This is a genomic window from Paenibacillus sp. J22R160 (assembly GCF_059692135.1).
Genome location: NZ_JCAUAU010000004.1, coordinates 610,715 through 637,405, shown reverse-complemented (window position 1 = coordinate 637,405; position 26,691 = coordinate 610,715). Strand labels below are relative to the sequence as shown.

Below are 26,691 nucleotides of genomic sequence, written 5' to 3'. Positions count from 1 at the left end.
CTGACGGAGCCATATAGTTGTTGCATCTGCAGAAGTCTGACGGTCAAATCGTCAGACCTATGGTTAGCTACTTTACCAATCCCGCACTTTCCCATCAACCTATTCACCGTACAGCCAACTTCCACCCCACCTGCCAATAACAAATTTCAAAAAACCTGGCGAGAATTCCGCCAAGGATTTACTTGAGGGAACTAGAGTCCGCTATTCACAGGAAAATGAGCTATTTCCTATCCGAGCGGAACTGTAGGGTCTTATTTGGCCAGCGCGGCATGTTTCTAGTTGAAAAGTGGCATAATAGCGGACCGTAGTTCCCCCTGCAGGTGGAAAACATGCCTTTTCAGAGGAATAGTGGCCTGTAGTTCCCTCTGACGGAGCCATATAGTTGTTGCATCTGCAGAAGTCTGACGGTCAAATCGTCAGACCTATGGTTAGCTACTTTACCAATCCCGCACTTTCCCATCAACCTATTCACCGTAGAGCCAACTTCCACCCCACCCTCACAAGAGCCCGTCCCCACCATTTCGGGAATATAACTGTTTCTTGAACAAAAATAACGGTTTTTTATTTGGCAAATAAAAAATACACAATGTATCATTTGAGAGGTAGTGAGAAACATGGACGAATCATCATCAAGTTATTTAGTTACGACGAAAGGAGGCTGCGTATAACCCATATGATCTATTCAGGACGCCTATCATAATTCGACAAAAGTCGATAAAAAGAAACGTGTTGTATCGCAAATAGCGCATTTTCTGATAAATTCCGCGACATATCTCCGAGAAGGATGGTGACAAAAAGCATGGCCAACAGAAAATTCAGTCTAACAAAGAAAGCGCTTACTATAACAACGGGCTGCATGGTGATGTTTAGCAGCATGGTCGGAACAGCAGCAGCTGAAGTACAAACAAGCAATCAGGGGACGACATCAGGCGTTCAATTGGAATATTTGGATCGTGGCTTGGCAGCGGTTGTCAAAGGCAATGGTGTGTTTCTTAGTTGGAGGCTGCTTGGCAACGAGGTTACAGGTTACTCCAGCACGGGATTAACGGGGACAAACTTTAATGTGTATAGAGATGGCGTGAAGATTGCCACGGTCGACGATAGCACGAATTATTTGGATAGCACAGGCACGGCTACCTCGCACTATTACGTAGCTGCAGTGGCTAACGGAAACGAAGTGGATAAAAGCGCCTCTGTGACACCATGGGGCAGCGGTTACTACGATTTGCCTTTGAAAAAGCCGGCAGACGGCGTTACGCCGAAAGGCGAAGCATACACCTACAAAGCGAATGACATGAGTGTTGGCGATGTGGATGGAGATGGCCAGTATGAATACTTCGTCAAATGGGACCCGTCCAACTCCAAAGACGTCTCTCAAAAAGGTTATACAGGCAACGTATACGTAGATTGTTACAAATTTGACGGGACATTATTGTACCGTATTGATCTTGGGGTCAATATTCGGGCGGGCGCACATTATACGCAATTCATGGTCTATGATTTCGATGGCGACGGAAAATCAGAGATGATGTTCAAAACAGCGCCAGGTACGAAGGTCAGCAAGTACGATGCTCAAGGTAATGTGACATCTACGAATTACATCACGATGCCGGGCGAAGATCTTGCCAAAGGGTACTCCAACACGGACGATTATCGATTGAGTGCCCAAGGCTACTACGATCATGTGGTGAACATGTTCATGAATTGGGATAAGCATCCAGAGGTGCTTAACGGTTCATGGCCTAAAACCTTGGAAGAATGCTTCGGTATTGCCAAAAAGTACTCCTACCCGCTTTCCGAAGGGGATGCGAAGCTTTTAGCGGATTATTTTATAGACGTGTATGCTCCAAGCCGAAGCGCGAATAACAAATTGCGCGAATTCGAAGGATTTATTGTAGATGGTCCAGAGTATTTATCGGTGTTTGAAGGCGCGACAGGCAAAGAAATGGAGACCATCCACTATAAGCCGGGGCGTGAAGATGACGGACTTATGTGGGGGGATTACGCGCTTGGAAGAATCGAGCCGGCTAACCGTGTTGACCGATTCTTAGCAGGTGTGTCCTATCTGGATGGTCAGAACCCGTATGCGATCATTGCCAGAGGTTACTATACGAGAAGTACGATCGTGTCGTACCGCTGGAATGGTAAACATTTAGAGGAATATTGGTTCGTAGACAGCGGATGGGTAAAAATGACGAATCCTTTCAATGACACGCCTCACGGCAGAGCGGGCTCCAATCCTGCTAATGCGTCACTGACCACACAGGGAGCTCACTCCTTGACAAGTGCTGACGTGGACGGCGACGGCAAGCAAGAAATTGTATACGGTTCCTCAACGATTGACCATGATGGCAAATTATTGTACAGCTCCGGAGATACGATTGCTGCAGGCCCGAATGCCGGAACCTATGCACTGCTCGGTCATGGTGATGCGCTGCACGTCACTGATATTAACCCTGATCGCCCTGGTTTAGAAATTTTCATGGTTCACGAAGGCGCGACAGGCGTACCTTACGGTTACTCCTTCCGTGACGCCCAGACAGGTGCGACTATCTATGGTGCATACACAGGGAAAGACACAGGTCGTGGCATGATCGGCGACGTGGATACAACCAAAAGAGGTATCGAAACATGGGCTACTGCCCTAAGAATGGCAGATGGCACAACATTAGGAACTTCCATGCCAGGCACAAATATGAGCATCAAATGGGCCGGCAACATGACGACGCAACTTGTGAACGGTGCGGATGGCTCAACGCCTACGATTGACGTTTGGGGCGGGGCTAGAGCACTGACGGCTACAGGCACGACGACAAATAACTCCACGAAAGGGAACCCATCCCTTGTAGCCGATATTTTTGGCGATTGGAGAGAGGAACTGCTCGTTCGCAAGACGGACAGCTCGGCAATTCGCATTTACATGAGCACGGATGTAACGAATCATAAGATCTACACGTTGATGCATGATCCACAATATCGTGCTGAGATTGCAAGACAGAACACAGCGTACAATCAGCCAGCGTATACAAGCTTTTATTTTGCCTCAGATACGGACTGGTCGAAGGTTCCGATTCCAAACTTGAAGCCTTTTGCCGTAGGAGCTTCCTTGAGTGGTCCTGATGCTGTCGCTCCTGGGCAATCTTTCAATGTTACTTACGGCCTGGAGCATGTTTCCACGGAAGTAGTGGCTGAGGATATCACAATTGATGTGGATACGACCAAGTTGGATATTAACAATACGCCTCCTGTTTCATTGGACGAAGACACATTCAAAGTCGTTGATTATAAGCTAACACCTGGCAAGCTTCGCATTCTTGGCGTTCATTTCGGTGACAAACAGGCGCGTCCGAACGGTCCGCTTTTCTCCATCGGCTTGACGGCCAAATCCTCCGTGCAATCCGGCGTAGGAACTGCAGCCGTTTCAGCGCTAACTGTTGCGAACAGTGAAGGTACGGAGCAGCAATTGCAGGGCAGTTCGTTCGCTGTGCAAATTGGCTCTGGAGACAAAACGCAGTTGAATGCTCTAATTGCTGAAGCACAGGGTGTAATTAGCAGCGCTGTTGAAGGCAGCCATGTAGGACAGTATCCTGTTGGTTCCAAAGCGGTTCTGCAAGCAGCTATTGATAAAGCGCTTCTAGCAGCGAATGATCCGACTATTGGTCAAGAGCTTATTAACCAAGCGATTGCTGAGCTTTCCGCTAAACTTCAAACTTTCCGTCAATCCGTGGTTACGAAAGCTGCTGGTGACTATACGAATGATGGCAAAGCAAGTATCGGCGATTTGGCGCTTATGGTTAAAGCTTATGGTAAAACAGTTGACAGCCCAGATTGGAATGAGTGGAAACAATTTGACATCAATAACGATAAAGTGATTGATATCGTAGATCTTTCCACACTTGCTCAGCTGATCATTAATGATGACTTTTAAGAAGTATATGTCTTAATTTAACGGGTGGGAAGGCAGGATATGACTGCTTTCCTCCCCTTTATCCATTCACACCACAGAGAGGACGGAGGCTATGTTGAAAAAGAGAGGGTTGTTATTCGCTTTATGCTTACTTCTGTGCATCTCATTCATCCCCTTACAAGTTATGGCGGCTGAGTCTCCCAGTTACACCTTATCGCTGACTGGTAATCAAACTCAAGTCGGGAGTCAGGTTAGAGTCGATGTAAAAGGCACCCATGTGACGGACCTTTTTGGCTACGAAATTCGATTGTCCTATGATACGAAGCATTTGCGTTTTATAAAAGGAACGAGTCCGATGAACGGATTTTCCGTTCCAGCGATCGTGAAAGATGGACAAGTTGTTTTTGCCCATACCAAAGTTGGAAAATTACCGGGGGATTCAGGGGATGTGGAACTTGCTTCCTTTACGTTTGAGAATTTGACTGAAGGGCAAGCGGAGATCAAGCTTTTACAGGTCAAAGAAGTGACGAGCGCAATGCAAGCAGCAACGATAACATCTGACTCCAAGCTTGCGATGGATATTACGCCTAAACAGGGAATTGTTGTTACCTTTAAGGACATGGCCAATCATTGGGCACAAAAAGCAGTTGAAAGAGCGGCATCACTTGGTTTTGTAAACGGTTACGATGACGGAACTTTCCAACCGGATGGCAAGGTAACGCGAGCGGAGTTCACGGCTATGCTGGTACGAGCAATTTCGCTTACTAGCAAGGATGCGCAGATTATGCAATTCTCCGATATCGCTGATATCCCGCAATGGGCCAAAACTTATATTTTTGAAGCGGCATCCGCAGGTGTGGTAACAGGCTACGAAGACCACTCTTTTGGTGCAGATCGGCTCATTTCACGCGCTGAGATGGCGGTTATGGTCGCACGGGCAATCGGTCTTGATGGAAACTCCGATGGGGCGGTTTCTTTCGCTGATGAAGATCAGATCCCGGCTTGGGCGCTGCAAGAAATCAAAGCTTCACGAAAAGCAGGACTGATTCAAGGCAGAGACAATAACAATTTTGTGCCTGATGACCATGCAACACGAGCTGAAGCGGCTGTATTAATTCTCGCAGCTTACGATAATTTCCAATCGGCCAAATGAAAGGTAGATGAATGCGATTATGAAAATGAGAAAACTTCCGCTTTTTTTAAGTACAACGATGGCGTTTGCCATATTTTCAGGCTCAACAATGCTTCCTAACACGGGTTTAGCTGCTCCTCATGCCTACCTCTTTGATTTCGGAACAGCGACAAGTCCTGTAGCCTCCGGTTATACACGAGTTTCCGAATCCACCTTGTACAGCAGTGCTGCTGGATTTGGTCTAAGCAAAACAATAGCAAGCCGAGACCGTGGAGCCAATTTTAGCGATATTTTAAGAGATTTTGTAATTGATAAAAGCTTCTCATTTAAAGTGGATATGGAAAATGGGGATTATTTTGTTAAAGTTACCGCAGGCGATGGAACGGCAAGCAATAAGACTGCAGTTACAATTGAGGGGATAAATCGAGGCGCTACGAATACGGCCAGCGGCAGTTTTCAAGATATCACCGCTGTTGTCACTGTCGCAGATGGACAGATGAATGTCGACATTGGCGGCAATGACGGCCGTGTCAACGCTATCGAGATTACGCCAGCCGTAGTTATGAGTGGTGTCAAGGTTGATAGCGTGAGCGTTGCGCCAACTCCAAGCGTACAACTTAGTTGGAATGCCGCACAGGGCGTGAGCGAATACAGCATTTACAGGAAAGGTGAAGGTCAAGCTGATTATGCCAAAATCGGAACAACAAGCGCAGCGGTGTATGCAGACAGCTCAGTTGAGCTTGGTTTAACTTACACCTATGCGGTTACGAACACGACCAGTGGTTATGAATCACCCAAAAGTGACCCGTTGACGGTAACTGTCGCCGACGGAACGGGGCAAATACCAGCTGTTCCTGCACATTTGCAAATCGCTGATGCGACAGAAAGTTCCGTTAGCTTAGACTGGGACTCCGTTTCCGGAGCTGTATACTACTATGTTTATAGATCGGCAAACGAGTCGGGGACTTACAGCAGAATTGCTGGATCGTCAGATTCATCCTATGTAGATCAATCCGTGTCAACGAATGTTCCTTATTATTACAAAATTGCTGCTGTTAATTCGGCGGGGCTCTCCGATCTCACGGCCTCTGTCGTATCACCGATTAAGAAAGTCTTCAAACGTCAAATGGAACGTCTGGAACGCGGAACTACAGCAATTAAAGTGAGCAATGGCGTTTATGTCGGTTGGAGATTGCTGGGCACAGAGCCAAGCAGCATCTCATTCAATTTGTATCGGGACGGCCATAAGGTTAACAGCTCCCCGATCACTTCAAGTACCAACTTCCTTGATACGGAAGGTACGCTCCAATCGACTTATACGGTTCGAGCGGTGTTGAGCGGAATTGAACAAACGGCTACGGGCAGCGCGTCTGTCATGGAAACGAATCATCTGGATATTCCGCTAAATAAACCTACGGGGGGTACTACTCCGGATGGGGTCGCCTACACGTACAATGCGAATGATGTCAGTGTCGGTGATTTGGATGGCGATGGACAATATGAGTATGTTGTGAAATGGGACCCTTCCAATTCCAAGGACAACTCTCAGTCTGGTTACACAGGCAATGTCTTTGTTGATGCGTATGAGCTTGACGGCACACAATTATGGCGTATTGATTTGGGTAAAAATATTCGGGCTGGTGCCCATTATACACAGTTCATGGTATATGATCTGGATGGAGACGGCAAAGCGGAAGTCGCAATGAAAACGGCAGATGGAACCATCGATGGGGCTGGTGGCGTGCTTGGGAACGGGGCAGCGGATTATCGGAATTCATCTGGCTATATTTTAACCGGTCCTGAATATTTGAGCATTTTTGAAGGTGCAACGGGTAAAACACTTACCAATACTTCCTACGAACCTCCAAGGGGCACCGTAGGGAACTGGGGAGATACGTACGGAAACCGGGTCGATCGTTTTCTGGCAGCTATTGCTTATCTGGATGGCGAGCACCCGAGTCTGATTATGGCACGTGGCTACTACACAAGAACAGTTCTTGTCGCGTATAACTGGCAAGATGGACAGTTAACGAAAGCGTGGACGTTTGATTCAAACACTCCCGGAAATGGCAGCTACGCTGGTCAAGGAAATCATAACCTAAGCGTTGCTGATGTTGATGGCGACGGCAAAGATGAAATTGTCTACGGTGCAATGGCGGTTGACAACGATGGTACAGGACTTTACACAACAGGCTTGGGACATGGAGATGCCATGCATCTGAGTGACTTGGATCCGGATCGTCCTGGCTACGAGGTTTTTCAGGTTCATGAGGAAAAACCGAGTCGTGCAGGCTTGGAATTCCGCGATGCGAAAACAGGCGAGCTCATTTGGGGCAAACCTACGACTTATGATGTAGGTCGTGGCGTGTCCGCCGATATCGACCCTAGGTACAAAGGAGCCGAGTCTTGGGCTATTGATGCGGGAGGCTGGAATAGTATCTCCGGAGGCATGTACGACGTGAAGGGCAATGAGATTTCCACGCATATTCCGCCTGCAAACTTCGCGATTTGGTGGGATGGAGATCTCCAGCGTGAGCTGCTCGATCATACCTACAGCGATACGACGCTGACAGGTGTAGGTAACATTTTGAAATGGGATTATGAGAATTCGCAAGTAAAGACGCTGCTTTCAGCCGACGGGACTTTCTCCAACAATGGGACAAAAGGAAACCCAGGACTGCAAGCCGATCTATTCGGTGACTGGCGTGAAGAAGCCATGTGGCGGCTCGAAGACAGCAGCGCGCTGCGCATATATCTGACAACCGATGTAACAGATCATCGATTATACACACTTATGCAAGATCCTGTATACCGATTAGGCGTGGCCCGTGAAAATACCGGCTATAACCAGCCGCCTCATGTGAGTTATTACCTTGGTGGGGGAATGACCCAGCCGCCAATGCCGAGCATTACGGTGCCTGCGGGTGAACCCCAAGAGCCAGGCATTACGTTAAGTGGTGGAAGTACGTTAAAACCTGGCGAGACGCTCTCGCTTACATACGGACTGAGAGGAATTACAGAACCCATCATCGCGCAAGATGTGAAATTTACCTATGATCCGGATTACTTCGAATATGTGTCAGCCAAAGGCTTGCAAGAGGGTGTAAGTGTTGTTGGCAATGTTTACAACACTCCTGGCAAGGTGCAAATCATCTTGGTTAGTTTAGGGACTGATTACGGTGTGACGGGCAATAGCGAACTGATCTCGCTTCAGCTTAGAGCCAAGTCAGTAAGCAGCACGGTTGCCACCAACGTCTACAGCTCTGCACAAGTCGCTAATGCGGCAGCTGTGGAAACGACTTTCGAAGGTGTGGAGAAACCGATTACGATTCGCTATGCCGACTTGTCCGCGTTGAATGCGCTTATTAGCACAGCAGAGATGACATACGCACAGGCGGTAGAAGGTATTGGTCAAGGGGAATATCCAGCTGGCTCGAAAGCGGCGCTTTTAGCTGCAATTACGAAAGCCAAAGCTGTTCAAGCGAATCCAAATGTCACGCAAGCTGAAATCGCGCAAGCGGTTGCTGAGCTGAATGCCTCACTGTCAGCCTTCCAAGCTTCTGTGAACACAAGCCATGGATACGATGTTAACAATTCCGGTCAAGTGAGCGTCGGCGACTTAGCCTTCATTGCCGCTCATTATGGACAAACGAGCACGGATCCTAACTGGAATAGCAAAGCGGACGTTCATGCTGACGGCATCATTGATATTCAGGATTTGAGTGAGGTTGCCAGTTATATTTTAAAATAAATAGGGTTAATATGAGGGGTCTAGCGGAGATCTGTGATCTTTCCGCTGGGCTTTTCTTTTTCATAACAAGACAGGTTCTCGAATACATATGAAATAGGCAATAGAAGGTTGTCATACCTATATCCTGTCAGCGATGAGAGCGCTTAAACGGGAGCTTCACAATTATACTTAAGAGGTGATTGAGCAATGAGTACGGAAAAGAATAAACTTACAACGAGCTGGGGAGCTCCCGTCGGGGATAATCAAAACTCCATAACCGCTGGGGCGCATGGGCCAACGTTGATCCAGGATGTCCACCTATTGGAGAAATTGGCGCACTTTAACCGGGAAAGGGTGCCGGAGCGGGTCGTTCATGCCAAAGGGGCAGGGGCACACGGTTATTTTGAGGTTACGCAGGATTTAACGAAGTATACGAAAGCAAGTCTTTTTGCGGAGGTTGGTAAAAGGACACCGCTGTTTGTGCGCTTTTCGACGGTTGCGGGTGAAAATGGCTCCTCGGACACCGTGCGTGATCCACGCGGGTTCGCCGTCAAATTTTACACCGATGAAGGCAATTATGATTTAGTAGGAAATAATACGCCGGTGTTTTTCATCCGCGATGCGATTAAATTTCCGGACTTCATTCATACTCAAAAACGCCACCCGCAAACGCATTTGAAAAACCCAAATGCCGTATGGGATTTCTGGTCGTTATCGCCTGAGTCGCTGCATCAAGTGACGATTCTGATGACGGATCGCGGCATCCCTGCGACACTACGGCATATGCATGGCTTCGGCAGCCATACGTTCAAGTGGGTGAATAGCGAAGGCGCCGGGGTCTGGGTGAAGTATCATTTTAAAACAGAGCAAGGCGTTAAGAATTTAGCACCAGATGTGGCGGCGCAGCTTGCGGCAGACAACCCGGATTATCACACGGAAGATTTGTTCAATGCGATTAAACAAGGCGATTTCCCATCTTGGAAGTTGTGTGTTCAGATCATGCCGCTTGAAGACGCGAACACGTATCGCTTTGACCCGTTTGATGTGACAAAAGTTTGGTCACAGAAGGACTATCCGTTAATTGAGGTAGGCCGCATGGTGCTGGATCGCAACCCGGAGAATTATTTTGCTGAGGTTGAGCAAGCGACTTTTTCACCGGGCACATTGGTTCCAGGCATTGATGTTTCGCCGGATAAAATGCTGCAAGGCCGCCTGTTCGCTTACGGGGACGCGCATCGCTACCGGGTAGGGGCCAATCATCAGGCTTTGCCGATTAATCGGCCGCGCAGCGAAGTGAACACGTATCAGCGGGACGGGCAAATGCGTGCGGATGACAATGGCGGGAGCTCGGTCTACTACGAGCCGAACAGCGTAGGCGGGCCGAAGGAATCGCCTGAGAACAAAATAGCGCCTTTTGAAGTATCTGGATCAGCTGACAGCGTAGGTTATGATCATCATGATCATTATACGCAGCCTGGTGATTTGTACCGGCTGTTGAGCGAGGATGAGCGTTCGCGGCTTGTTCAGACGATTGTTGGCGCTATGAAGCCCGTGGAGTCGGACGAAATCAAGCTCAGACAGATCTCGCATTTTTATAAAGCAGATCCAGAATATGGCATTCGTATCGCTGAGGGTCTAGGATTATCAGTACCCGAATAAAATGATAAGAGAGAGACAGCAACCTTTTCGTAGCAAAAGGTTAGCTGTCTTTTTTTAAGCAGCATATACATGAGAGAAGAAATCAATAATCCGAAGAGGTGATCACGGTGGGAACTCGTCTATTATCGGAGCAGTTGGTCAAAAATCGTTTTCCGCATTTGAAATATGTACGGATTCATACGCCGGAAAAGCATAAAGCGACGATCTATGCATGGAATGAAGATCTGATCTTATCGGAAAAGGATGCGGAGAGTCTGCGGCGGTATGCAAGCGGTTACTTATATCCATACGTTTGCTACCAAGTGAAAGCCTATAACTTGGTGCAAACGGATAAAGTTCCACCGCCACAGGACATTCCGGAGGCGGTTGTTCAAACTGCAAAGCGCAGGAATTTGAACCAATATGGCATTATTGAAGCCATTAATCGGCTATTTCCTTGCGGTCAATTATCGTTTATTAAATATGATGCCGCTGAAAGTCTGATTTATTTTGATTTTTATGCAGATAGACATCTTCAAAATCGCGAGAAAGAAGCCATGTACAAGTACTTAAATGAAATTATTCCCTTGGGGTCTTATTGTGAAGTGACATTTTATTGACTTCTGCGTGTTTAGTCTTCTTTTATGCGAAACTCGCTTTCTTCGCGCAAATAGGACATTTCACCTATCTGTACCTCAAACGGCGTATATTTTCTAATTTTGCCCACTGTGAGAAAAACAGGAATATCATCTGCCGTGCACTGTATAACGACGACATTCACTTGTGAGAGTGCCGCCGCGAATAACTGCATGTCCGTTAGAAGCGTTTTGTTCAGTTCGTTGTTCACTCCTGGCTCCCCTTATCTCGTGATTCGTTCCTCTGGTTGCAAGACAGGAACCTGCACGTTGACGGTATCCGGATATTTAATGCCTGCCCCCGTGTTCAGCGCAATGACGCACTCATTTTCGGCGATCCAGCCGGCTTGCTTCAGCCTTCTTGCGGCTGCGAACGTAGCCGCTCCCTCTGGGCACACGAATGCTCCTTCGAGCTCTGCGATACGCTGTTGTTCTTGCAGGAGCTCTTCGTCAGGAATGGAAACCGCGCATCCGCCGGTCGCATAGATGGCCTTTAGGACTAAGAAATCGCCAAGTGCTTTTGGAACGTTAATGCCGAAGGCGACCGTCTTGGAATCCTGCCAAAATTCCGAGGCATTCTCTTGGTTTTCCCACGCTTTGACGATCGGTGAGCAGCCTTCCGCCTGAACAGCGACAAGCCGCGGCAACTTCCCTTGTACCCAACCTAAGGTTTGCAGCTCCTGTAAAGCTTTATAAATACCGATCAATCCAACGCCGCCGCCAGTTGGGTACAAAATAACATCGGGCAGCTTCCAGCCCAGCTGCTCAGCGATTTCAAGTCCCATCGTCTTCTTGCCTTCGATGCGGTAAGGCTCTTTAAGTGTAGAAGCATCGTAGAGGCCATAGGACTTGACGAGATCGGCGACAATCCGCCCGGCATCGCTGATTAGTCCGTTAACCAGATACAGATTGGACCCGGAAATCGCGCATTCATTACGAGTAATGAGCGGTGCATCTACGGGCATGATGACCGTTGACTTCATCTTGGCTCTGGCAGCATACGCAGCCCACGCAGCCCCTGCATTGCCATTGGTCGGCATAGCGAGTTCCTTCACGCCCAGCTCTTTGGCTTTGGAAATTCCGACAGCAGCGCCTCTGGCTTTGAAAGAGCCAGTAGGCAGCAAGCCTTCGTCTTTCATCAGCAGACCGGGGATCTGCATATCTGCACCGATGCTTCGCATTGGAAGCAGTGGGGTAAAGCCTTCGCCGAGCGTGACAACATGCTCTGGGTTAAGAACAGGCAGCAGCTCGCGATAGCGCCATAGGCTTGGTTCGCGGTCGCGCAGCATGGCAGGGGTTAAGGATTTAGCTAAACCCTCCATATCGTAAGCAACCAAAAGCGGTGAACCGCAGAAGCACAGCTGATGCCTGTCCTCTACGGTAAATCGAGTGTCACATTTCGGACAAAAAAGATGAGATACAAAACTATGCTTCATGGCTCAATTCTCCTAAATAATCAAATGTGAAAGTTTAGAAATTTACTAACCAACCTATGGACAATTACTTAGCCATCGTAAAGGAAATGAAAGCCGCATGTCAACGGAGCATGATAAGTTGTTTACAGGATCATCCCAAAGTCACGAATCGAAGCATCAACTTCCACGCGAATATCAGCTCTCGGATAGAGAGCGTCCCAATCCACCTTCTTCCACTCCTCATAGCTCATACTGTTTCGGATGTAAGCGCCGACTCCCAGGTTATCCCCTCCGGTATGCTGTACTTGGCTAACAATCTTCTGCAACTGATCGCGAATAGCCTTGGACAAGTCTTGGTTAAGCGCTTTTTGCTCAGCTGCATCTTTAAATGTTGATGGGCCTGTATATTCCAAAATTATTCCACTCAGCTTAATTTGGATGACAACTTGGGGATTTAAACCGGCATGCTGCTTCGTTATTGATACTTTTCTTTTGGAAATGATAGAGCTAATCATAGCTCCTTCTATTTGACCAGAAGATTGATCCATAAATTTGATATCGAATTCGGCATTATTTAGATTATGTTGCAGAATGGCAAACATCACTGTGTTGTCTTGACTGATTTTTCCAATGAAACGATCTTTTTTGAAAAGAGCGATTCCGTCTATTTCCACATTATCATTTTTCATGATGATCAGAGGCGCAATTGGATCAATTCCGTCGTCGAAATAGTCGCGTACGAAGCTGTAGAGTGTGACATTCGGGACTTCATGAATTTTGGACTCTTGCGCTAGAAGATGATGGATGTGACTTCCGACAGAACTGATTTGAGCATAGGAATGGGTCAACATGTCGACAGCACTACCGTTCACAACGACAATTTTCAGCCGTTCTCCTACCGTATAGTCACGGCGATAGGAGTCTAATGCCCTCCATATGCCTTGTTTAGCTAAATCCTTTCCGAAGATCATGCTTCTCAATTGACCTGAAACAATGACTTTGTCAATTTTGCGGGAGAAGTTGCTCCGGCCTTCTTTAGGTGAAGCCGCTTTGGTTTGCAAAATATTTACTTGATGCGAGTCCGCTTTTTCTGCTCTTGGGATCGATACGGCCATAGATAATTGGGTATTAGATGGCTCTTCATTTTCATCATATGCGAGGTCTAAAGCTACGGTATCTGACATGCCTAACTTCTCTATCCGCTGCTGCTGGGCACAACCAGTGAGGCTGAATAGAACGATTACAATAAGCAAACTACGCATAATTTTGCCCCCTTCGCTTGTTAAAGAAGAGGAGGAATAGTAATAAAATGGGGAGAGAGACAGCGACTCCTGCTTCTACAATGCCAAATTTAAATAACCACATCTCTGTTTTTTCGAGCGTTGAAGGTATGGCAAAGAAGGCAGCTGCAGCAATAAAAACTAAGGTTACATAGGGGATAGAACGGAATTTCGCTGCTGGCAGGACCCATCTGATCGTTTCGGCGGATGCCCAGGCAAACATGGCATTAGAAATAAGAACTCGCAGCATGGTGAGATTGAATATGAGGTCATCCACTCGTTTCACAAAGGGAAGCTCCACATAAGAGAGTAAATTAAGAACAGGATATTTCATATGTTGAAGTTGATGCAAGCTGAAAAAACCAAAGGATACTAAGCTTATTAAAACATAGCTAAATACTGTAAGTAGATTCGCGATTTGAAAGGCACGCAATAAGTGTGATTTTTCATCCACATATGGAAACAGAAGCAGACAGAGCTCATAGCCCAGAAAGGCTAAATAAATCTGAGACCATCCCTTCAGTGTATGATCGACACCCTTGAACCAAAAGGATGTCATTCGTGACCAATCGAAGTCGTTGCGAGCATAGAACAGTAGTAAAACATTCCAAATCAGAATGAAATAAGCGATAGCTGCTGTATTGGAGATAGAAAAAATTCCTTTGGATAAAAGTAATAAAACAAGGAGCTCAAAGAGCGCATACAAGTAGATTGGGGGGAGTGACCGGAAGGATAACGACGTAATAATGAGTATGAAATCTTTACCAATCAAACTGCCCAGAATGGCCCATAATGCGGCCAGTATGCAGAACAAAGGAACCACAATGAACTTCGGTAAAGCAGACTTAGTGATATCGAAGATGGATTTCCCTTTGCCGAATCGATAGACCAATGAAATTAGGAAGATATTAAAAGCTGCGACGGCTGAACAGATGAGTAGAGCAGCCCAGCCATTTGTACCGATATTCTCAGCTAACACACGAGGGAGACTGAAAACGACGACACCGGTTTGAATATAATTGGCCAAAATGGTGGTCTGATAAAAAGGGAGCTTTGCCCGCATAAGTGTCTCCTTCATTTGTCTGGATTATTGGAGGTAGGCTTTTTTAATTTAGCCAAAATATGAACTGGCGCTCGAATTATCAGATCTAACCAGCGTCTTGGTTGCGATGGTGCTAAGGGTGCCATATAAGATAAGCCAAACATATGTAAACTGGAAATTTGAACGAGCAAACAGCCGAGCCCGAACACCAGACCGAAATTTCCAAAGACACCTGCCAATAGAATAATTCCAAATCGCATTAGGCGAATGGAAGAGCTCATGATATAACTAGGAATGGCGAAAGAGGCTATGGCTGAAATCGCAACAGAGATAATGAGGATGTTGCTTGTTACACCAGCTTGAACGGCAGCTTGACCGATAACGATTCCGCCGACGGTGCCGATGGTGGTCCCGATTTTGGTAGGTAAGCGTGCTCCTGCTTCACGAAGAAGCTCAATGGTCATTTCCATAAAAATAGCTTCGACAAGTGGTGAAAAAGGCACTCTATTGCGGGATTCCATTAAGTTTAACAGCAGTGATGGCGGAATCATTTCATAGTGATAAGTGACAAGTGATACATAGAATGCGGTGAAGCTGAGCGTAATGAATAAGGCAATAATTCGTAGAATACGAACAGCGGAGGCGACGGCCCAAGGTTGATAATAATCGTCAGGAGACATGAAAAATTCAATAAAGGAAGTTGGGGTGCTGAAGGCGACTTGACTCCCGTCGAGCAGCCCGACAATTTTGCCGCTGGTTAGTTTATTTATCATGTGATCGGGGCGCACACTTGTTAATATTTGCGGTGCAATTGAAAACTTATTAGGGCTTAAGTATTGAACAAGGATATTTGTTTCATTGATTACAGGGATATCGAGCTTCACTATCATCTCGCTCAACTGCTGTACATGAAGCGAATCTGCAAGGTCCTCCAAATAGAGGAGATTCAATGTTGTGCCTGTTTTACCCCCAACTGTGAAAGAAAGCACTTTGAGTGTCGGATCCTTGATACGTCTTCGAATTAAAGACAGATTCGTGCTGAGTAATTCGGTGAAGGAGTCCATAGGACCATTGATGACACTTTCCGTCTCAGAACTTTGTATCGTTCGCGATTCAGGCGCATATGCTTCATACAAATAGGCTCTATGATTATAAAAGATAGCGATACAGCCGTTCAGGATCCCATTAACGATTTCACTTGCTAGAAGTTTTTGTTTGAAGGAAGACTTGCTCAGGATCACTACCATATTTTCGACATGCTGATTAAGAGGGATCAAGACATCATTTCTTAGAGCCTCTGAACTGACAAGATAACTAAAATAAACCAGGTCGACTTGCTGAAGCGGGAAATGTTGATACGTCAAATCGGAGCAATGGCTGAGCAGTTGACGGGTCTCTGCTAGCAGGTTGATTTCCGTTGTCGCTTCACTGCTCATCCGTGTCGATCTCCTTTTTATCCGTTCCATATTTCACAATATTTCCATACGTTAGTATGTATCTTCTGCCGTTTTGCTATTCGATATTATGTGGCACATCGTCTTTATGAGAGCTTCATATGTTATCATGAATAAGTGCCTAACAAGATGATGTTCTTTCAAAGGAGTCTGATCCCGCATGATACGACAATCCCCCTACATACTTTTATTGCTCGCCACTTGTATATGGGGAGGCAATTTTGTAGCCGGCAAAGCGCTTGTCGAGCATATTCCCCCAATCACGCTAGCTGCTTTGCGTTGGGGCATTGCTTTTCTTTTGCTGCTACCTTTCTATGGCAAGCAAACTTGGCGGTTAAGGGCTGAATTTCTCCGGAATTGGAAAATGCTCTTGTTCTTATCTGCGACTGGTGTTGCTGGATTTAACACATTGACATATGTCGCGGTTCAATATACGGGTTCAATTAATGCGTCACTCATGAACTCCGCTACACCGATTATTGTGGTGATTTTAACATGGTTAGTTATGCGAGAGAAATTGGCCTGGACGGCAATGCCGGGTATTCTAATTTCGATGGCCGGGGTGAGCTGGATCATAAGCCGAGGGAGCTTGTCAGCACTGCTCCATCTGTCCTCTAATAAAGGGGACTTGCTGATGCTAACGGCTGTTCTTTGTTGGGCACTCTATTCCGTTGGTATGAAAAAGGTAGCGGGGCGGTTTCCGTCCAGCCCTTTGCTGTTCGCGCAGGTTGTCGTCGCTTTGCTCATGCTGATTCCGCTTTCGTTAATCGAAGCAGCGGTGAAATCTCCGCAGATTGCTTGGAATTCAGCGCTTATCTCAGGACTCATATATATCGGATTATTCGCTTCGATCATAGCTTTCCTAAGCTGGAATCGAGCCATCGAAATCGTTGGTCCCCAGCGTTGTGCCGGCTTTCTGAATTTCATTCCGATGTTCAGCGCGATATTTGCAACAGCATTTACAGGTGAATCGCTGAGAATGTATCATCTCTTGGGAGCGATACTCATCGTGGCCGGGGTCTATATCACGAATTATGCGATGAAAAAGCGGCAGACCAAAGCTGCATAAGAAAAGAGCTCGCCGATGTCGGCAAGCTCTTTTTTTCTTCATTTGTGCAAGTACTCGCGTGGGATTGAGGGAACTATAGTCCGTTATTTGCCTGAATAAGCACATTTTTCATTAGTGAGGGGGACTACAGTACGCTATATTGCCGTCTGCACTGGAAAAACGTGCTTCAGAGGCCAAATAAGAGCCTGTAGTTCCGCTTAAAGACGAAAATTGCCTGTTTTCCTTCAAATAGAGGTCTCCAGTTCCCCCTAAATAAAGCCTTAGCGGAATTCTCGCTAGCTTTGGGTGACGGGTTGCATTAGTCGTTGTATTCCTCCAAATGCCCATGGTTACGGCGAATGATTTCAGCAGCTGCCGGATAATCTGCATCCGCGATTTTGGCTGAGAGCACATAATTAAGCGCTTGGAGATCCCCGTCACTCGCATAATCGGAAGAGGCGCGGGCTGCGGCGGGAGGCGCATCAACCATGGCAAAGCTGTTGTTAATGTTCGCCTCATTCACTAATCCTCCGCTTTCCATGAACGGAAGCAGCAGCCGCCCGCTGCCATTATATCCGCCCTCCAGTGGTCCAACCTCAAGCATTTTCGGATCGTATTTCATCAGCGATACTTTGGCATCCTCGGCTTGATTTTCCGTGTGAAAATACGCTTGAATCATTCGGCTCATTATCATCAATCCTCTCAATTAGGTTAGGTGTTCTTAAGTTAGGCTTACCCCAAATTATAATTAAACCGACCTTTATGCCAAAATAAATTAAACTAAGATTTTTAATCGGGATTATCGGGATTCACATACAAACATCCTGCATTATAAGGGAGTTTCAGGGAACGGATTAGTAAAAATGATTGGACATTCTACTCTCTTTAGTTCAAAATAGAATTAAGTGCAGGGGAGGTCAACCAACATGCCAATAAACAGCTATCGTAAATTAATAAGCATCTTCTGGACATTTCTGCGGATCAGCCCACTTACTTTTGGCGGTGGTTATGCCATGCTGCCTGCTATTCACAGAGAAGTCGTTGAGACGAATGGGTGGATGTCTGATGAGGAGATGACTGAGCTTCTTGCCATATCCGGAGCAGCTCCGGGCGGCGTAGGCGTGAATGTTTCAGCCTTAGTCGGCTATCATTTGGCGGGAATTCGAGGAGCCGTAGCAGCCGTCATCGGCATTACGCTTCCTACCTTTTTAATTGTGATGATCCTTAGTATGGTTTACGCATTTCTCCAAAGTTATCCGAAAATGCAAGCGATCATGGAAGGGATTCATGCAGCAATTGTTGGACTAATTGCAGCAGCTGCCTACAAAATGGCGAAGTCATCCATTATTGATAAAATGACGCTTTTTGCAGCGGTAGCTACCGTGTTCATCCTGCTTTTCCTCCCGATATCACCGATCTTAGTGATTGGCTCCGGCTTTGTGATTGGGATTGCGGTTGTTTTCTTGAAACAAAAATGGGGAATGAAAGATCCATTCGCGAGTAAAGAAACGACATCGCAAGCGCCAAAGTCCAACCGGGCGGCGGATTATTTCATTGCTGACGGGATATGAGGGAAGGTGAAGAAGCGTGTTATTAAGTTTATTTCTTACTTTTTTTAAGATCGGGTTTATCTCCTTCGGCGGTGGATACGCGATGATGCCGATCATCCAGCAAGAGGTGAGCAGGAATCATTGGCTTACCGATGAAGCTTTTAACCAAGTTGTGGCTTTGGCGGGGTCAGGCCCAGGACCGATTGCTACAAATTGTGCCACACTAATTGGCTTTCAGACGGCTGGCGTGATGGGCGCGATTGTGGCGACGCTGGGAATGGTGCTTCCATCTTTATTACTGATCATCGTATTAGCGGCATTTTTGTATAAATGGCATAATAATAAGTGGTTCAAATCTTCTTTTTACGGCCTGAAGCCCGTAGTTACCGGCTTGATTATTTTTGCAGCGATACACTTTGGAATGGCAGGTTGGGGTGAAGCGACACTGCCGATTACATGGCAGCAGATTGCTACGATTTTAATCTCAATTGGGGCTTTCGTAGGCATTGTCAAATATAAGCTGCATCCATTTATTATCATTGTAGGCGCGGGCATTATGGGTATTGTCTTTTTCCAATAGACGGTAAGTACAAAGCTCTCTTTCATTCCTTCGGGGAAGTCGAAAGGGGGCTTTTTAGCATTCTAAAAAAGTGAACAGAACGTGTCCAAAATTGATAAGAAATTATTTTATGTGCTATAAAACAATGTTATTTTCCTTTTTTATGCTATATAATATACAATATATAATAAATAGAACACACTATATAGGTTGTTTTGTATGGTTTAGGAGGGAAACATCATCGAGCTTACAACCCGCCAGCTGGAAATTATTGATCTTGTGGGCAAGCATGCCCCGATAACGGGGGAACGCATCGCTGAGCTTCTAGGCATCAGCCGCCCGACGATTCGTTCGGATCTGGCTGTTTTGGTGATGCTCGGGCACATTGATGCCAAACCGAAAGTCGGTTATTTTCTTGGAAAAACTGCGCTTGAGGTAAATTCACCATTTAAGCATATTGAGGCGATGAAGGTCAAAGAAGTCATGGGCATTCCCGTCGTGCTTAGGGAGACGGTTACGGTCAGCGATGCTGTCGTGACACTTTTTCTCGAAAACGTAGGAAGCTTAATGATTGTCAATCAACAGGGGGCTTTAGTAGGAATTGTTTCACGAAAGGATCTGCTCAAGGTGACATTAGGGCAGTCCGCCGCAAGCACAATGCCCGTATCACTGGTCATGACCAGGCATCCGAACATTGTTACCGTGCACCCGGAAGACAGTGTGTTAGAGGCAGCGCGGAAAATGATTCATCATCAAGTCGACGGATTGCCCGTCGTTAAGCCAGCAACGCCTGATCAGGAACATGACGAAGTAATTGGCCGAATTACGAAAACGACGATGACCAAACTGCTGCTTGAAGTAGCGCTGGGGATTTAATCAGGAGGAGTGCAAGTGGGAGATAAGATGCATACGATTTTCGTTTGTTCGGATTCTGTGGGGGAAACAGCGAATACCGTCGTTCAAGCAACAATCCGGCAATTTAATGCCAGCCAAGTGCAGGTCAAACGCTTCGGATCGATCCGAACAGAAGATGAAGTGCGCTCCTTAGTGGAAGAAGCATCGAAAGAGAACGGTTTTATCGCCTACACGCTGGTTCTTCCTGAGCTTAGGGAGATGATGCGGCAGGAAGCAATCCGACTTAGCGTCAATGCTATTGACATTATGGGACCTATGATGCAGGCATTCATTGATACATTCAAGGATTCGCCGAAGCGCAAAGTAGGTCTGCTCTACCAGATGGATGAGCAATATTATCAGCGGGTTGAAGCGGTTGAGTTCACAGTAAATAGTGATGATGGCAAAGATCCCAGCGCGATGAGACACGCCAATATTGTCCTGCTGGGGCCTTCCCGCACTTCCAAAACACCGCTTAGCATTTATTTGGCGCATAAAGGAAATAAGGTGGCCAATTATCCGCTTGTTCCAGAGGTAAAGCCGCCCGCCATCATATATGAATTAGATCCTAAGAAACTAATTGGTTTGACAATGAGTCCTGATCAATTGGTGCGCATTCGAACAGAACGCTTAAAAGCCGTTGGACTTCCCTTTGGCGCCAAATATGCGACTGGAGAGCGGGTCAAAGAAGAGCTGGCTTTTGCCATGAAATTGTATCGTGAGCTTGGCTGCCAAATCATCGATGTTAGCGAGAAGGCGATCGAAGAAACAGCAGGTCTTATTTTAGCTGACAGAACGTAAACACACCTAACAATTCCAAAGTAGAAAGGGTGAATGGATGTATGCAAAGAGATTTGTCACTGGAAATTGTTCGGGTTACAGAATATGCTGCTTTGGCGTCCGCTCGGTGGACTGGAAAAGGGAATAAACATAGCGCTGACGAAGCGGCTACATCTGCCATGCGTTCTATTTTTAGCTCCATTCCATTTCGAGGAACTGTTGTAATAGGAGAAGGAGAGATGGATGAAGCTCCGATGCTCTATATAGGCGAGCCTGTGGGCAGCGGTGCTGGTCCTGAATATGATGTGGCAGTAGATCCGCTAGAAGGTACAGACATCGTTGCAAGCGGCAGAAACAATGCGCTTTCTGTGGTAGCTATTGCCGAGAAAGGGAATCTGCTGCATGCTCCAGATATGTATATGGAAAAACTGGCTGTCGGTCCGCGATTAGCCGGTCATCTCCGGTTAGAGGATCCGCTGGAAGTGACGGTACGTAAAGCCGCTGAACTGCTGCAAAAAGATGTAACCGAGCTAACCGTCTCGATCTTGGATCGCAAACGGCATGCCGACAAAATCTTAGTTCTACGCACGCTAGGTGTAAAAATTCATTTGCTCAGCGACGGCGATGTGGCGGGAGCTATGGCGACAGCTTTTCCCGAAACGGGCATCGATCTGCACGTGGGTTCGGGGGGCGCGCCGGAAGGTGTCCTTGCCGCGGCAGCACTGCGTTGTATGGGCGGCGAATTCCAGGGACGGCTTCTGCCGGAGGATGATGTCGAGATCGCCCGCTGCTTGGCTATGGGGATCACGGATCCCTCCAAAGTGCTAGTTATGCGTGATCTCATCGGAGAATCCGATATCTACTTCGCAGCGACAGGCGTTACCTCCGGTGATTTCCTGAGCGGCGTGAAATATCAGTTCGGCGGCCGCGCAGAGACTCACTCGGTCGTAATGAGGGCTGAAACGCAGACGGTGCGGTTCATTCATTGTGTCCATCAGACGCAGGTGTATCTTGGGAGCGCCTAAAGCGTAAGGAAGACCATGTATGTCAACTTTCGTTGAGATGCATGGTCTTTTTGTTGTTCTTGCCATAAGTGTTCATGGGCCAAGTCCTCAGTCGCATATACTTTAGTTGAAAATGATGCGAAAAGAGGGATGACCATGAGTATGAATCCTATTGATTTCCTTTCTGTCGTCCGGAGCTGCATACCTCAAGAAGCTGAGATTGTGCAGCTGCAGCAGCAGGGGAATCCCGCAGCAATTTTGTATGCGGACGTTGACGGTGACGGCTCTCCCGAAATCACGGCGATGTATAGATTTTTAGACAACCAGTACCTGTTCTCGATCAAGGACTATTCCGGTAACTGGTTTCCTATTGCATCAGCCGCCACGGGAGGAATTAGGGGAGTAACGGATTTTGCGGCAGCGCCTGTTTCACGCAGAGAAGGCTGGGATGTGATTATCGGTTGGCAGCAGGAGGGCAGGGGCGCGGATGCGGGCTGTGAGCTCGATATCATCCAATGGACGTCAAGCGGCTTTCAGCGGATGATTCCGCCGGGAACTACGTACAATCATTTGGAAATTGAGGATATGCCAACTCGGGACGGGAAAGACGGCTTGTGCGAGCTCGCGCTTTGGGTGAAAGAGCAGAATCAAGCCTACCAAGTGCAGACCTACCGCTGGGAGCCGTACCGGCTTGTTCCGACGCAGGACGTCCATCCTTATTATTTTCAGCGCGTCAGCCGCTACTATGAGGACTTGGTGCGTGATCATCCGGATGAAGCAGCTTATCGGAGTCTTCTGGAGGATGCGAAGAAGAAGGTGGATGGCGAAGGTAGCGCGTAAACTGGAGGATTGTGGAAGTAGCTGTTGATGCAGGAAAATCGTGGAACTAGCTGAATAATAGTGGGGCTAGAAAGCCTTCTCCTGTCTCAGGGCTGTCTCAGAAGTAGAGTTATCTACTTGGGGCAGCCCTTTTTGTGCTTAAGGATGGTGAGCCTCCGAATATTGAAATTTAAAGGTCGAGCGGGAGAGGTGGGGAACTATGATCCTCTATTCTTAAGGTAATCGGCACTTTTTCCAATTAATCGGAACTATGGTCCTCTATTCTGACCGACAAGGCCCGTTATCCCAGTTTTTTACTGGAATAACACCCTGTAGTTCCCCTAAAACCTTCAAAAGGCCAATATCGGCCAAATAGTGGCTTGTAGTTCCCTCTATTTTGCGAAGGCGGAAGAGTGACTGTTTAGCCCACTAGGCGTTGAAAGGATGTTTTCATTGGAATCCATCCAACGAAAAGAGTCATTTACAGCCCGACGAGCCTGCTCAATTGCATTTCCTCCAACGAAACCAAGCAGACAAGCCGTTTTTCTGCTCAATTAGATGATGTCGTAATTTCTTAACTTTTTTTGTCCTAATGTTAGACTAAAAATCCTATTATTCCTATGCTACATTTAAGTAGGATGTCTTAATATTACATGTAGCGATGAGGGAATGAGATGAACAAAACATTGAAAATCGGCATTATTGGCGGCGGCGGTATTGCTGGCGCACATGTAAGAGCCTACCGAGAGCTGGCTGATGTAGAGATTGTAGCGGTTGCAGATGCTGTACCAGGCAAAGCAGCGCAATTTATTGATTTTTGGCAGCTTACAACGGCGCAACCTTTTGACGACTACCGACAGCTGCTGGAGTTAGACCTTGACGGAGTAAGTATTTGCACGCCCAATGTGGCTCATCACCGCACAACGGTTGATGCCTTGCTAGCAGGTAAGAATGTCATGCTTGAAAAGCCGATGTCTGTTACGCTCGATGAAGCGGTAGAAATGGCGCAAACTGCGAAAAAGACAGGCTATATGCTCAATGTTGGCTTCCAACCTAGATATGATCCGAATATGAAAACCATTCAAGATGTGGTTCAGTCCGGTCAACTGGGCAAAGTGTACTATGTGGAGACTGGCGGCGGACGTCGTAGAGGGATGCCTGGCGGGACATTTATTTCCAAAGAAATTGCCGGTGCTGGTGCAATGGCTGATATTGGCTGTTACTCGCTGGATATGGCACTTAACGCGATGGGATATCCGAAACCGCTTACCGTATCCGCTTACAGTTCTAATTATTTTGGTACGAACCCTTTGTATCACAAAGAAGCAGCGCGCTTTGATGTAGAAGATTTCGGTGTGGCGATGATCCGATTTGAAGGCGATCTCGTACTCAATTTTAAAATCTCATGGGCGATGCACATGGACACATTAGGACCGACCCTGTTCCTTGGAACGGACGGCGGACTTAAAGTGACACCTGCTGGAAAAGGACCATGGAGCGGCGTGTTTGATGGATCTGTCGGATCTATCACATACTTCCATGATGTGCTTGGACATCATACCGAAAGTCAAATTCCGATCATCGATCACAATAAGAATCTGTTTAACGAAAAAGTTCGCGACTTTGTTGAAGCGGTTCGCGACGGCAAACCTGCGCCGATTCCAGGTGAACAAATCGTCCGCAATCAAGCGGTTATTGACGGTATTATCCGTTCCTCGCTCTTGAAACGCGAAGTTACCATTGAACTTCCTAATTAATTCATAATAAAATTCAACCTACTTGGAGGTAATCTTATGTCACGTATTTTCCGTATTGGTATTATTGGTTGCGGTGGAATTGCAAATGGTAAACATTTGCCAAGCTTGAGCAAACTGAAGAATGTTGAAATTGTTGCATTCTGTGACATCGTTAGCGAGCGCGCTGAAAAGGCAGCTGACAAATACGGCGCAGAAGGCGCTACCGTATATGAAGATTACAAAGAACTACTAACAGATGCTACGATTGATATCGTGCATGTGCTTACTCCGAATGACTCGCATGCGGAAATTGCTATTGCAGCTTTGGAAGCCGGCAAACATGTTATGTGTGAGAAGCCGATGGCAAAAACGGCAGCAGATGCCAAACGTATGGCTGAAACAGCTAAACGTACAGGCAAGAAGCTGACAATTGGCTACAACAACCGTTTCCGTGCGGATAGCCAGCATTTGAAACGTGTTTGTGAGCAAGGTGAGCTTGGCGAAATTTATTTTGCTAAAGCGCATGCGATTCGCCGACGTGCAGTTCCGACATGGGGCGTATTCCTCGATGAAGAAAAACAAGGCGGAGGTCCGCTAATTGATATCGGGACACACGCTTTGGACTTGACGCTTTGGATGATGGACAACTACAAACCGAAAGTTGTGCTCGGAACGTCCTACCACGAATTGTCCCAGAAGGAGAATGCCGCTAACGCATGGGGTCCATGGGATCCGAGCAAGTTCACGGTGGAAGATTCCGCATTCGGGATGATCGTGATGGAAAACGGAGCGACAATTATGCTGGAATCCAGCTGGGCTCTGAATACGCTTGAAGTCGACGAAGCGAAGTGCTCACTCAGCGGAACGGAAGGCGGAGCAGACATGAAAGGCGGACTTCGTATCAATGGCGAGAAACACAGCCGTTTGTATACAACAGAAGTCGATCTGAAAGCTGGCGGAGTTGCTTTTTATGACGGGGCCAAAGAAAGCGATGCGGATCTGGAAATGCGCACTTGGATCAAGGCGATTGAAACGGATGCAGAGCCTGTGGTGACACCGGAGCAAGCCTACGTTGTTTCGCAAATTTTGGAAGCTATATATGAATCGGCGCGTACAGGAAAAGCAGTTTACTTGAATAACTAGAAAGTAGAAAAGGGGAGGCTATCGCCTCTCTTTTTTTTGCCAACATTTGAAAAAATGCTGCTAAAAAGAGTATGCTTGAACTACTCTGGTGTCTAAGAAAGGATGGATGTAGGGATGGATTTGGGGTTGAAGGGGAAAGTTGCCTTAATTACAGGCGGAAGCAAAGGGATTGGCCTAGCGACTGCGATTACGTTATCCCGTGAGGGAGCGAAGGTTGCTATTTGTGCGAGGAATGAGGAGCAGCTGCAAGAAGCTGCCAAACATATTGCCGATTTGACCGAAAGCCGTGTGCTTACGATTCAAGCGGATGTCATGTCTGAAGAAGATTGCAAACGCGCAGTCGAGCAAACGGTTGAAGCATTTGGAAGTCTTGATATTCTGGTAAATAATGCCGGGACTTCCGCAGCGAAGCCTTTTGAACAGGTGGGAACGGAGGTATGGCGGCAGGATTTGGAACTGAAACTGTTCGGAGCCATTCATTGCTCCCGTTATGCGATTCCTTATATGCGGCAAGCCGGAGGCGGCTCCATTGTGAATCTGACGACTTCTGCTGCCAAAACACCGCCGGCTTCCTCCTTGCCCACAAGTGTCAGCCGCGCAGCGGGACTAGCTTTAACAAATGCGATGAGCAAGGATCTTGCTGGGGACGGTATTCGTGTTAATACCGTTTGTATCGGGAAGATTCGCAGTGACCAGCTGGAAAAAGGCTGGAAACGGGAAGCGCCTGAGCTCACGTGGGATGAGTACTCACGTGATGCTAGACATGCGATTCCGCTTGGCCGTATCGGTGATGCGGAGGAAGCAGCGAACGTGATTGCCTTCCTATCCTCACAAGCAGCTTCCTATGTGACGGGCACTTCCGTAAATATTGACGGCGGCAAAGGCGAAGCTTTGTAAAACATGATCTCATCGGCTCTTTATTCGA

At 47.1% G+C, this 26,691-nt stretch carries 21 protein-coding genes; 15 read left to right on the top strand and 6 right to left on the bottom strand.

Annotated elements, in window-relative coordinates; all coding sequences use genetic code 11:
* Positions 1–799: 799 nt before the first annotated feature.
* The 5 genes from AC58UW_RS13765 (at position 800) to AC58UW_RS13745 (ending at position 11,027) form a co-directional block, all read left to right on the top strand.
* Complete coding sequence (locus AC58UW_RS13765; protein WP_497421181.1) at positions 800–3,928, top strand: rhamnogalacturonan lyase family protein; 3,129 nt, start codon at positions 800–802, stop codon at positions 3,926–3,928.
* 91 nt (positions 3,929–4,019) lie between these two features.
* Complete coding sequence (locus tag AC58UW_RS13760) at positions 4,020–5,060, top strand: S-layer homology domain-containing protein (RefSeq protein ID WP_497421180.1); 1,041 nt, start codon at positions 4,020–4,022, stop codon at positions 5,058–5,060.
* 19 nt (positions 5,061–5,079) lie between these two features.
* Entirely contained in the window at positions 5,080–8,790 is a 3,711-nt protein-coding gene (locus AC58UW_RS13755) for a rhamnogalacturonan lyase family protein (RefSeq protein WP_497421179.1), read from the top strand.
* Between the two features lie 186 nt (positions 8,791–8,976).
* A complete protein-coding gene (gene katA / locus AC58UW_RS13750; protein WP_497421178.1) occupies positions 8,977–10,428 on the top strand; it encodes a catalase KatA in 1,452 nt (483 codons plus the stop codon).
* A gap of 107 nt (positions 10,429–10,535) precedes the next feature.
* Complete coding sequence (locus tag AC58UW_RS13745) at positions 10,536–11,027, top strand: hypothetical protein (protein WP_497421177.1); 492 nt, start codon at positions 10,536–10,538, stop codon at positions 11,025–11,027.
* A gap of 11 nt (positions 11,028–11,038) precedes the next feature.
* On the opposite strand, the gene AC58UW_RS13740 is transcribed toward AC58UW_RS13745, so the two are convergent.
* The 5 genes from AC58UW_RS13740 to AC58UW_RS13720 all read right to left on the bottom strand — a co-directional run bounded on the left by AC58UW_RS13740 (position 11,039) and on the right by AC58UW_RS13720 (position 16,215).
* Positions 11,039–11,254 carry a hypothetical protein gene (locus AC58UW_RS13740; protein WP_497421176.1) on the bottom strand — a complete coding sequence of 72 codons (216 nt, stop codon included), beginning with the start codon at positions 11,252–11,254 and terminating at the stop codon, positions 11,039–11,041.
* A 12-nt stretch (positions 11,255–11,266) separates the two neighbouring features.
* Entirely contained in the window at positions 11,267–12,478 is a 1,212-nt protein-coding gene (locus tag AC58UW_RS13735; protein ID WP_497421175.1) for a threonine synthase, read from the bottom strand.
* Between the two features lie 122 nt (positions 12,479–12,600).
* On the bottom strand, positions 12,601–13,719 hold the full coding sequence (locus AC58UW_RS13730) for a Ger(x)C family spore germination protein (protein WP_497421174.1): 1,119 nt from the start codon (positions 13,717–13,719) through the stop codon (positions 12,601–12,603).
* Positions 13,712–14,800, bottom strand: coding sequence for a GerAB/ArcD/ProY family transporter (locus AC58UW_RS13725; RefSeq protein WP_497421173.1), 1,089 nt, complete (start codon positions 14,798–14,800; stop codon positions 13,712–13,714). The genes AC58UW_RS13730 and AC58UW_RS13725 overlap by 8 nt, the downstream gene beginning before the upstream one ends.
* Before the next feature lie 11 nt (positions 14,801–14,811).
* Positions 14,812–16,215 carry a spore germination protein gene (locus AC58UW_RS13720; protein ID WP_497421172.1) on the bottom strand — a complete coding sequence of 468 codons (1,404 nt, stop codon included), beginning with the start codon at positions 16,213–16,215 and terminating at the stop codon, positions 14,812–14,814.
* A 178-nt stretch (positions 16,216–16,393) separates the two neighbouring features.
* On the opposite strand from AC58UW_RS13720, the gene AC58UW_RS13715 reads away from it, so the two are divergent.
* Complete coding sequence (locus AC58UW_RS13715; RefSeq protein WP_497421171.1) at positions 16,394–17,302, top strand: DMT family transporter; 909 nt, start codon at positions 16,394–16,396, stop codon at positions 17,300–17,302.
* Between the two features lie 298 nt (positions 17,303–17,600).
* On the opposite strand, the gene AC58UW_RS13710 is transcribed toward AC58UW_RS13715, so the two are convergent.
* Positions 17,601–17,969: a hypothetical protein gene (locus tag AC58UW_RS13710; protein WP_497421170.1), complete on the bottom strand. Its 369-nt coding sequence runs from the start codon at positions 17,967–17,969 to the stop codon at positions 17,601–17,603.
* 238 nt (positions 17,970–18,207) lie between these two features.
* Between AC58UW_RS13710 and AC58UW_RS13705 the strand changes: the two genes are divergently transcribed.
* The 9 genes from AC58UW_RS13705 (at position 18,208) to AC58UW_RS13665 (ending at position 26,663) form a co-directional block, all read left to right on the top strand.
* On the top strand, positions 18,208–18,852 hold the full coding sequence (locus AC58UW_RS13705; RefSeq protein WP_497421169.1) for a chromate transporter: 645 nt from the start codon (positions 18,208–18,210) through the stop codon (positions 18,850–18,852).
* Between the two features lie 16 nt (positions 18,853–18,868).
* Complete coding sequence (locus tag AC58UW_RS13700; protein WP_497421168.1) at positions 18,869–19,411, top strand: chromate transporter; 543 nt, start codon at positions 18,869–18,871, stop codon at positions 19,409–19,411.
* Between the two features lie 240 nt (positions 19,412–19,651).
* A complete protein-coding gene (locus AC58UW_RS13695) occupies positions 19,652–20,266 on the top strand; it encodes a helix-turn-helix transcriptional regulator (protein WP_497421211.1) in 615 nt (204 codons plus the stop codon).
* Positions 20,267–20,293: 27 nt separating this feature from the next.
* Positions 20,294–21,085: a pyruvate, water dikinase regulatory protein gene (locus AC58UW_RS13690; protein ID WP_497421210.1), complete on the top strand. Its 792-nt coding sequence runs from the start codon at positions 20,294–20,296 to the stop codon at positions 21,083–21,085.
* 41 nt (positions 21,086–21,126) lie between these two features.
* Entirely contained in the window at positions 21,127–22,089 is a 963-nt protein-coding gene (gene glpX, locus AC58UW_RS13685) for a class II fructose-bisphosphatase (RefSeq protein ID WP_497421167.1), read from the top strand.
* Positions 22,090–22,224: 135 nt separating this feature from the next.
* Entirely contained in the window at positions 22,225–22,908 is a 684-nt protein-coding gene (locus tag AC58UW_RS13680) for a hypothetical protein (protein WP_497421166.1), read from the top strand.
* Between the two features lie 653 nt (positions 22,909–23,561).
* Positions 23,562–24,644, top strand: coding sequence for a Gfo/Idh/MocA family protein (locus AC58UW_RS13675; protein WP_497421165.1), 1,083 nt, complete (start codon positions 23,562–23,564; stop codon positions 24,642–24,644).
* A 36-nt stretch (positions 24,645–24,680) separates the two neighbouring features.
* The gene (locus AC58UW_RS13670; protein ID WP_497421164.1) at positions 24,681–25,766 is read left to right on the top strand and encodes a Gfo/Idh/MocA family protein; all 1,086 of its coding nucleotides are present in this window, start codon (positions 24,681–24,683) and stop codon (positions 25,764–25,766) included.
* 114 nt (positions 25,767–25,880) lie between these two features.
* Entirely contained in the window at positions 25,881–26,663 is a 783-nt protein-coding gene (locus tag AC58UW_RS13665) for an SDR family NAD(P)-dependent oxidoreductase (protein WP_497421209.1), read from the top strand.
* Positions 26,664–26,691: the final 28 nt, after the last annotated feature.

What these genes read in the sequence shown, in the direction of transcription:
- AC58UW_RS13675 (WP_497421165.1), top strand. Translation starts at nt 23,562, where the DNA reads ATGAACAAAACATTGAAAATCGGCATTATTGGCGGCGGCGGTATTGCT.
- AC58UW_RS13735 (WP_497421175.1), bottom strand. Translation starts at nt 12,478, where the DNA reads ATGAAGCATAGTTTTGTATCTCATCTTTTTTGTCCGAAATGTGACACT.
- AC58UW_RS13680 (WP_497421166.1), top strand. Translation starts at nt 22,225, where the DNA reads ATGAGTATGAATCCTATTGATTTCCTTTCTGTCGTCCGGAGCTGCATA.
- AC58UW_RS13765 (WP_497421181.1), top strand. Translation starts at nt 800, where the DNA reads ATGGCCAACAGAAAATTCAGTCTAACAAAGAAAGCGCTTACTATAACA.
- AC58UW_RS13760 (WP_497421180.1), top strand. Translation starts at nt 4,020, where the DNA reads ATGTTGAAAAAGAGAGGGTTGTTATTCGCTTTATGCTTACTTCTGTGC.
- katA (WP_497421178.1), top strand. Translation starts at nt 8,977, where the DNA reads ATGAGTACGGAAAAGAATAAACTTACAACGAGCTGGGGAGCTCCCGTC.
- AC58UW_RS13690 (WP_497421210.1), top strand. Translation starts at nt 20,294, where the DNA reads ATGCATACGATTTTCGTTTGTTCGGATTCTGTGGGGGAAACAGCGAAT.
- AC58UW_RS13715 (WP_497421171.1), top strand. Translation starts at nt 16,394, where the DNA reads ATGATACGACAATCCCCCTACATACTTTTATTGCTCGCCACTTGTATA.
- AC58UW_RS13670 (WP_497421164.1), top strand. Translation starts at nt 24,681, where the DNA reads ATGTCACGTATTTTCCGTATTGGTATTATTGGTTGCGGTGGAATTGCA.
- AC58UW_RS13720 (WP_497421172.1), bottom strand. Translation starts at nt 16,215, where the DNA reads ATGAGCAGTGAAGCGACAACGGAAATCAACCTGCTAGCAGAGACCCGT.
- AC58UW_RS13710 (WP_497421170.1), bottom strand. Translation starts at nt 17,969, where the DNA reads ATGAGCCGAATGATTCAAGCGTATTTTCACACGGAAAATCAAGCCGAG.
- glpX (WP_497421167.1), top strand. Translation starts at nt 21,127, where the DNA reads ATGCAAAGAGATTTGTCACTGGAAATTGTTCGGGTTACAGAATATGCT.
- AC58UW_RS13730 (WP_497421174.1), bottom strand. Translation starts at nt 13,719, where the DNA reads ATGCGTAGTTTGCTTATTGTAATCGTTCTATTCAGCCTCACTGGTTGT.
- AC58UW_RS13665 (WP_497421209.1), top strand. Translation starts at nt 25,881, where the DNA reads ATGGATTTGGGGTTGAAGGGGAAAGTTGCCTTAATTACAGGCGGAAGC.
- AC58UW_RS13725 (WP_497421173.1), bottom strand. Translation starts at nt 14,800, where the DNA reads ATGCGGGCAAAGCTCCCTTTTTATCAGACCACCATTTTGGCCAATTAT.
- AC58UW_RS13755 (WP_497421179.1), top strand. Translation starts at nt 5,080, where the DNA reads ATGAAAATGAGAAAACTTCCGCTTTTTTTAAGTACAACGATGGCGTTT.
- AC58UW_RS13705 (WP_497421169.1), top strand. Translation starts at nt 18,208, where the DNA reads ATGCCAATAAACAGCTATCGTAAATTAATAAGCATCTTCTGGACATTT.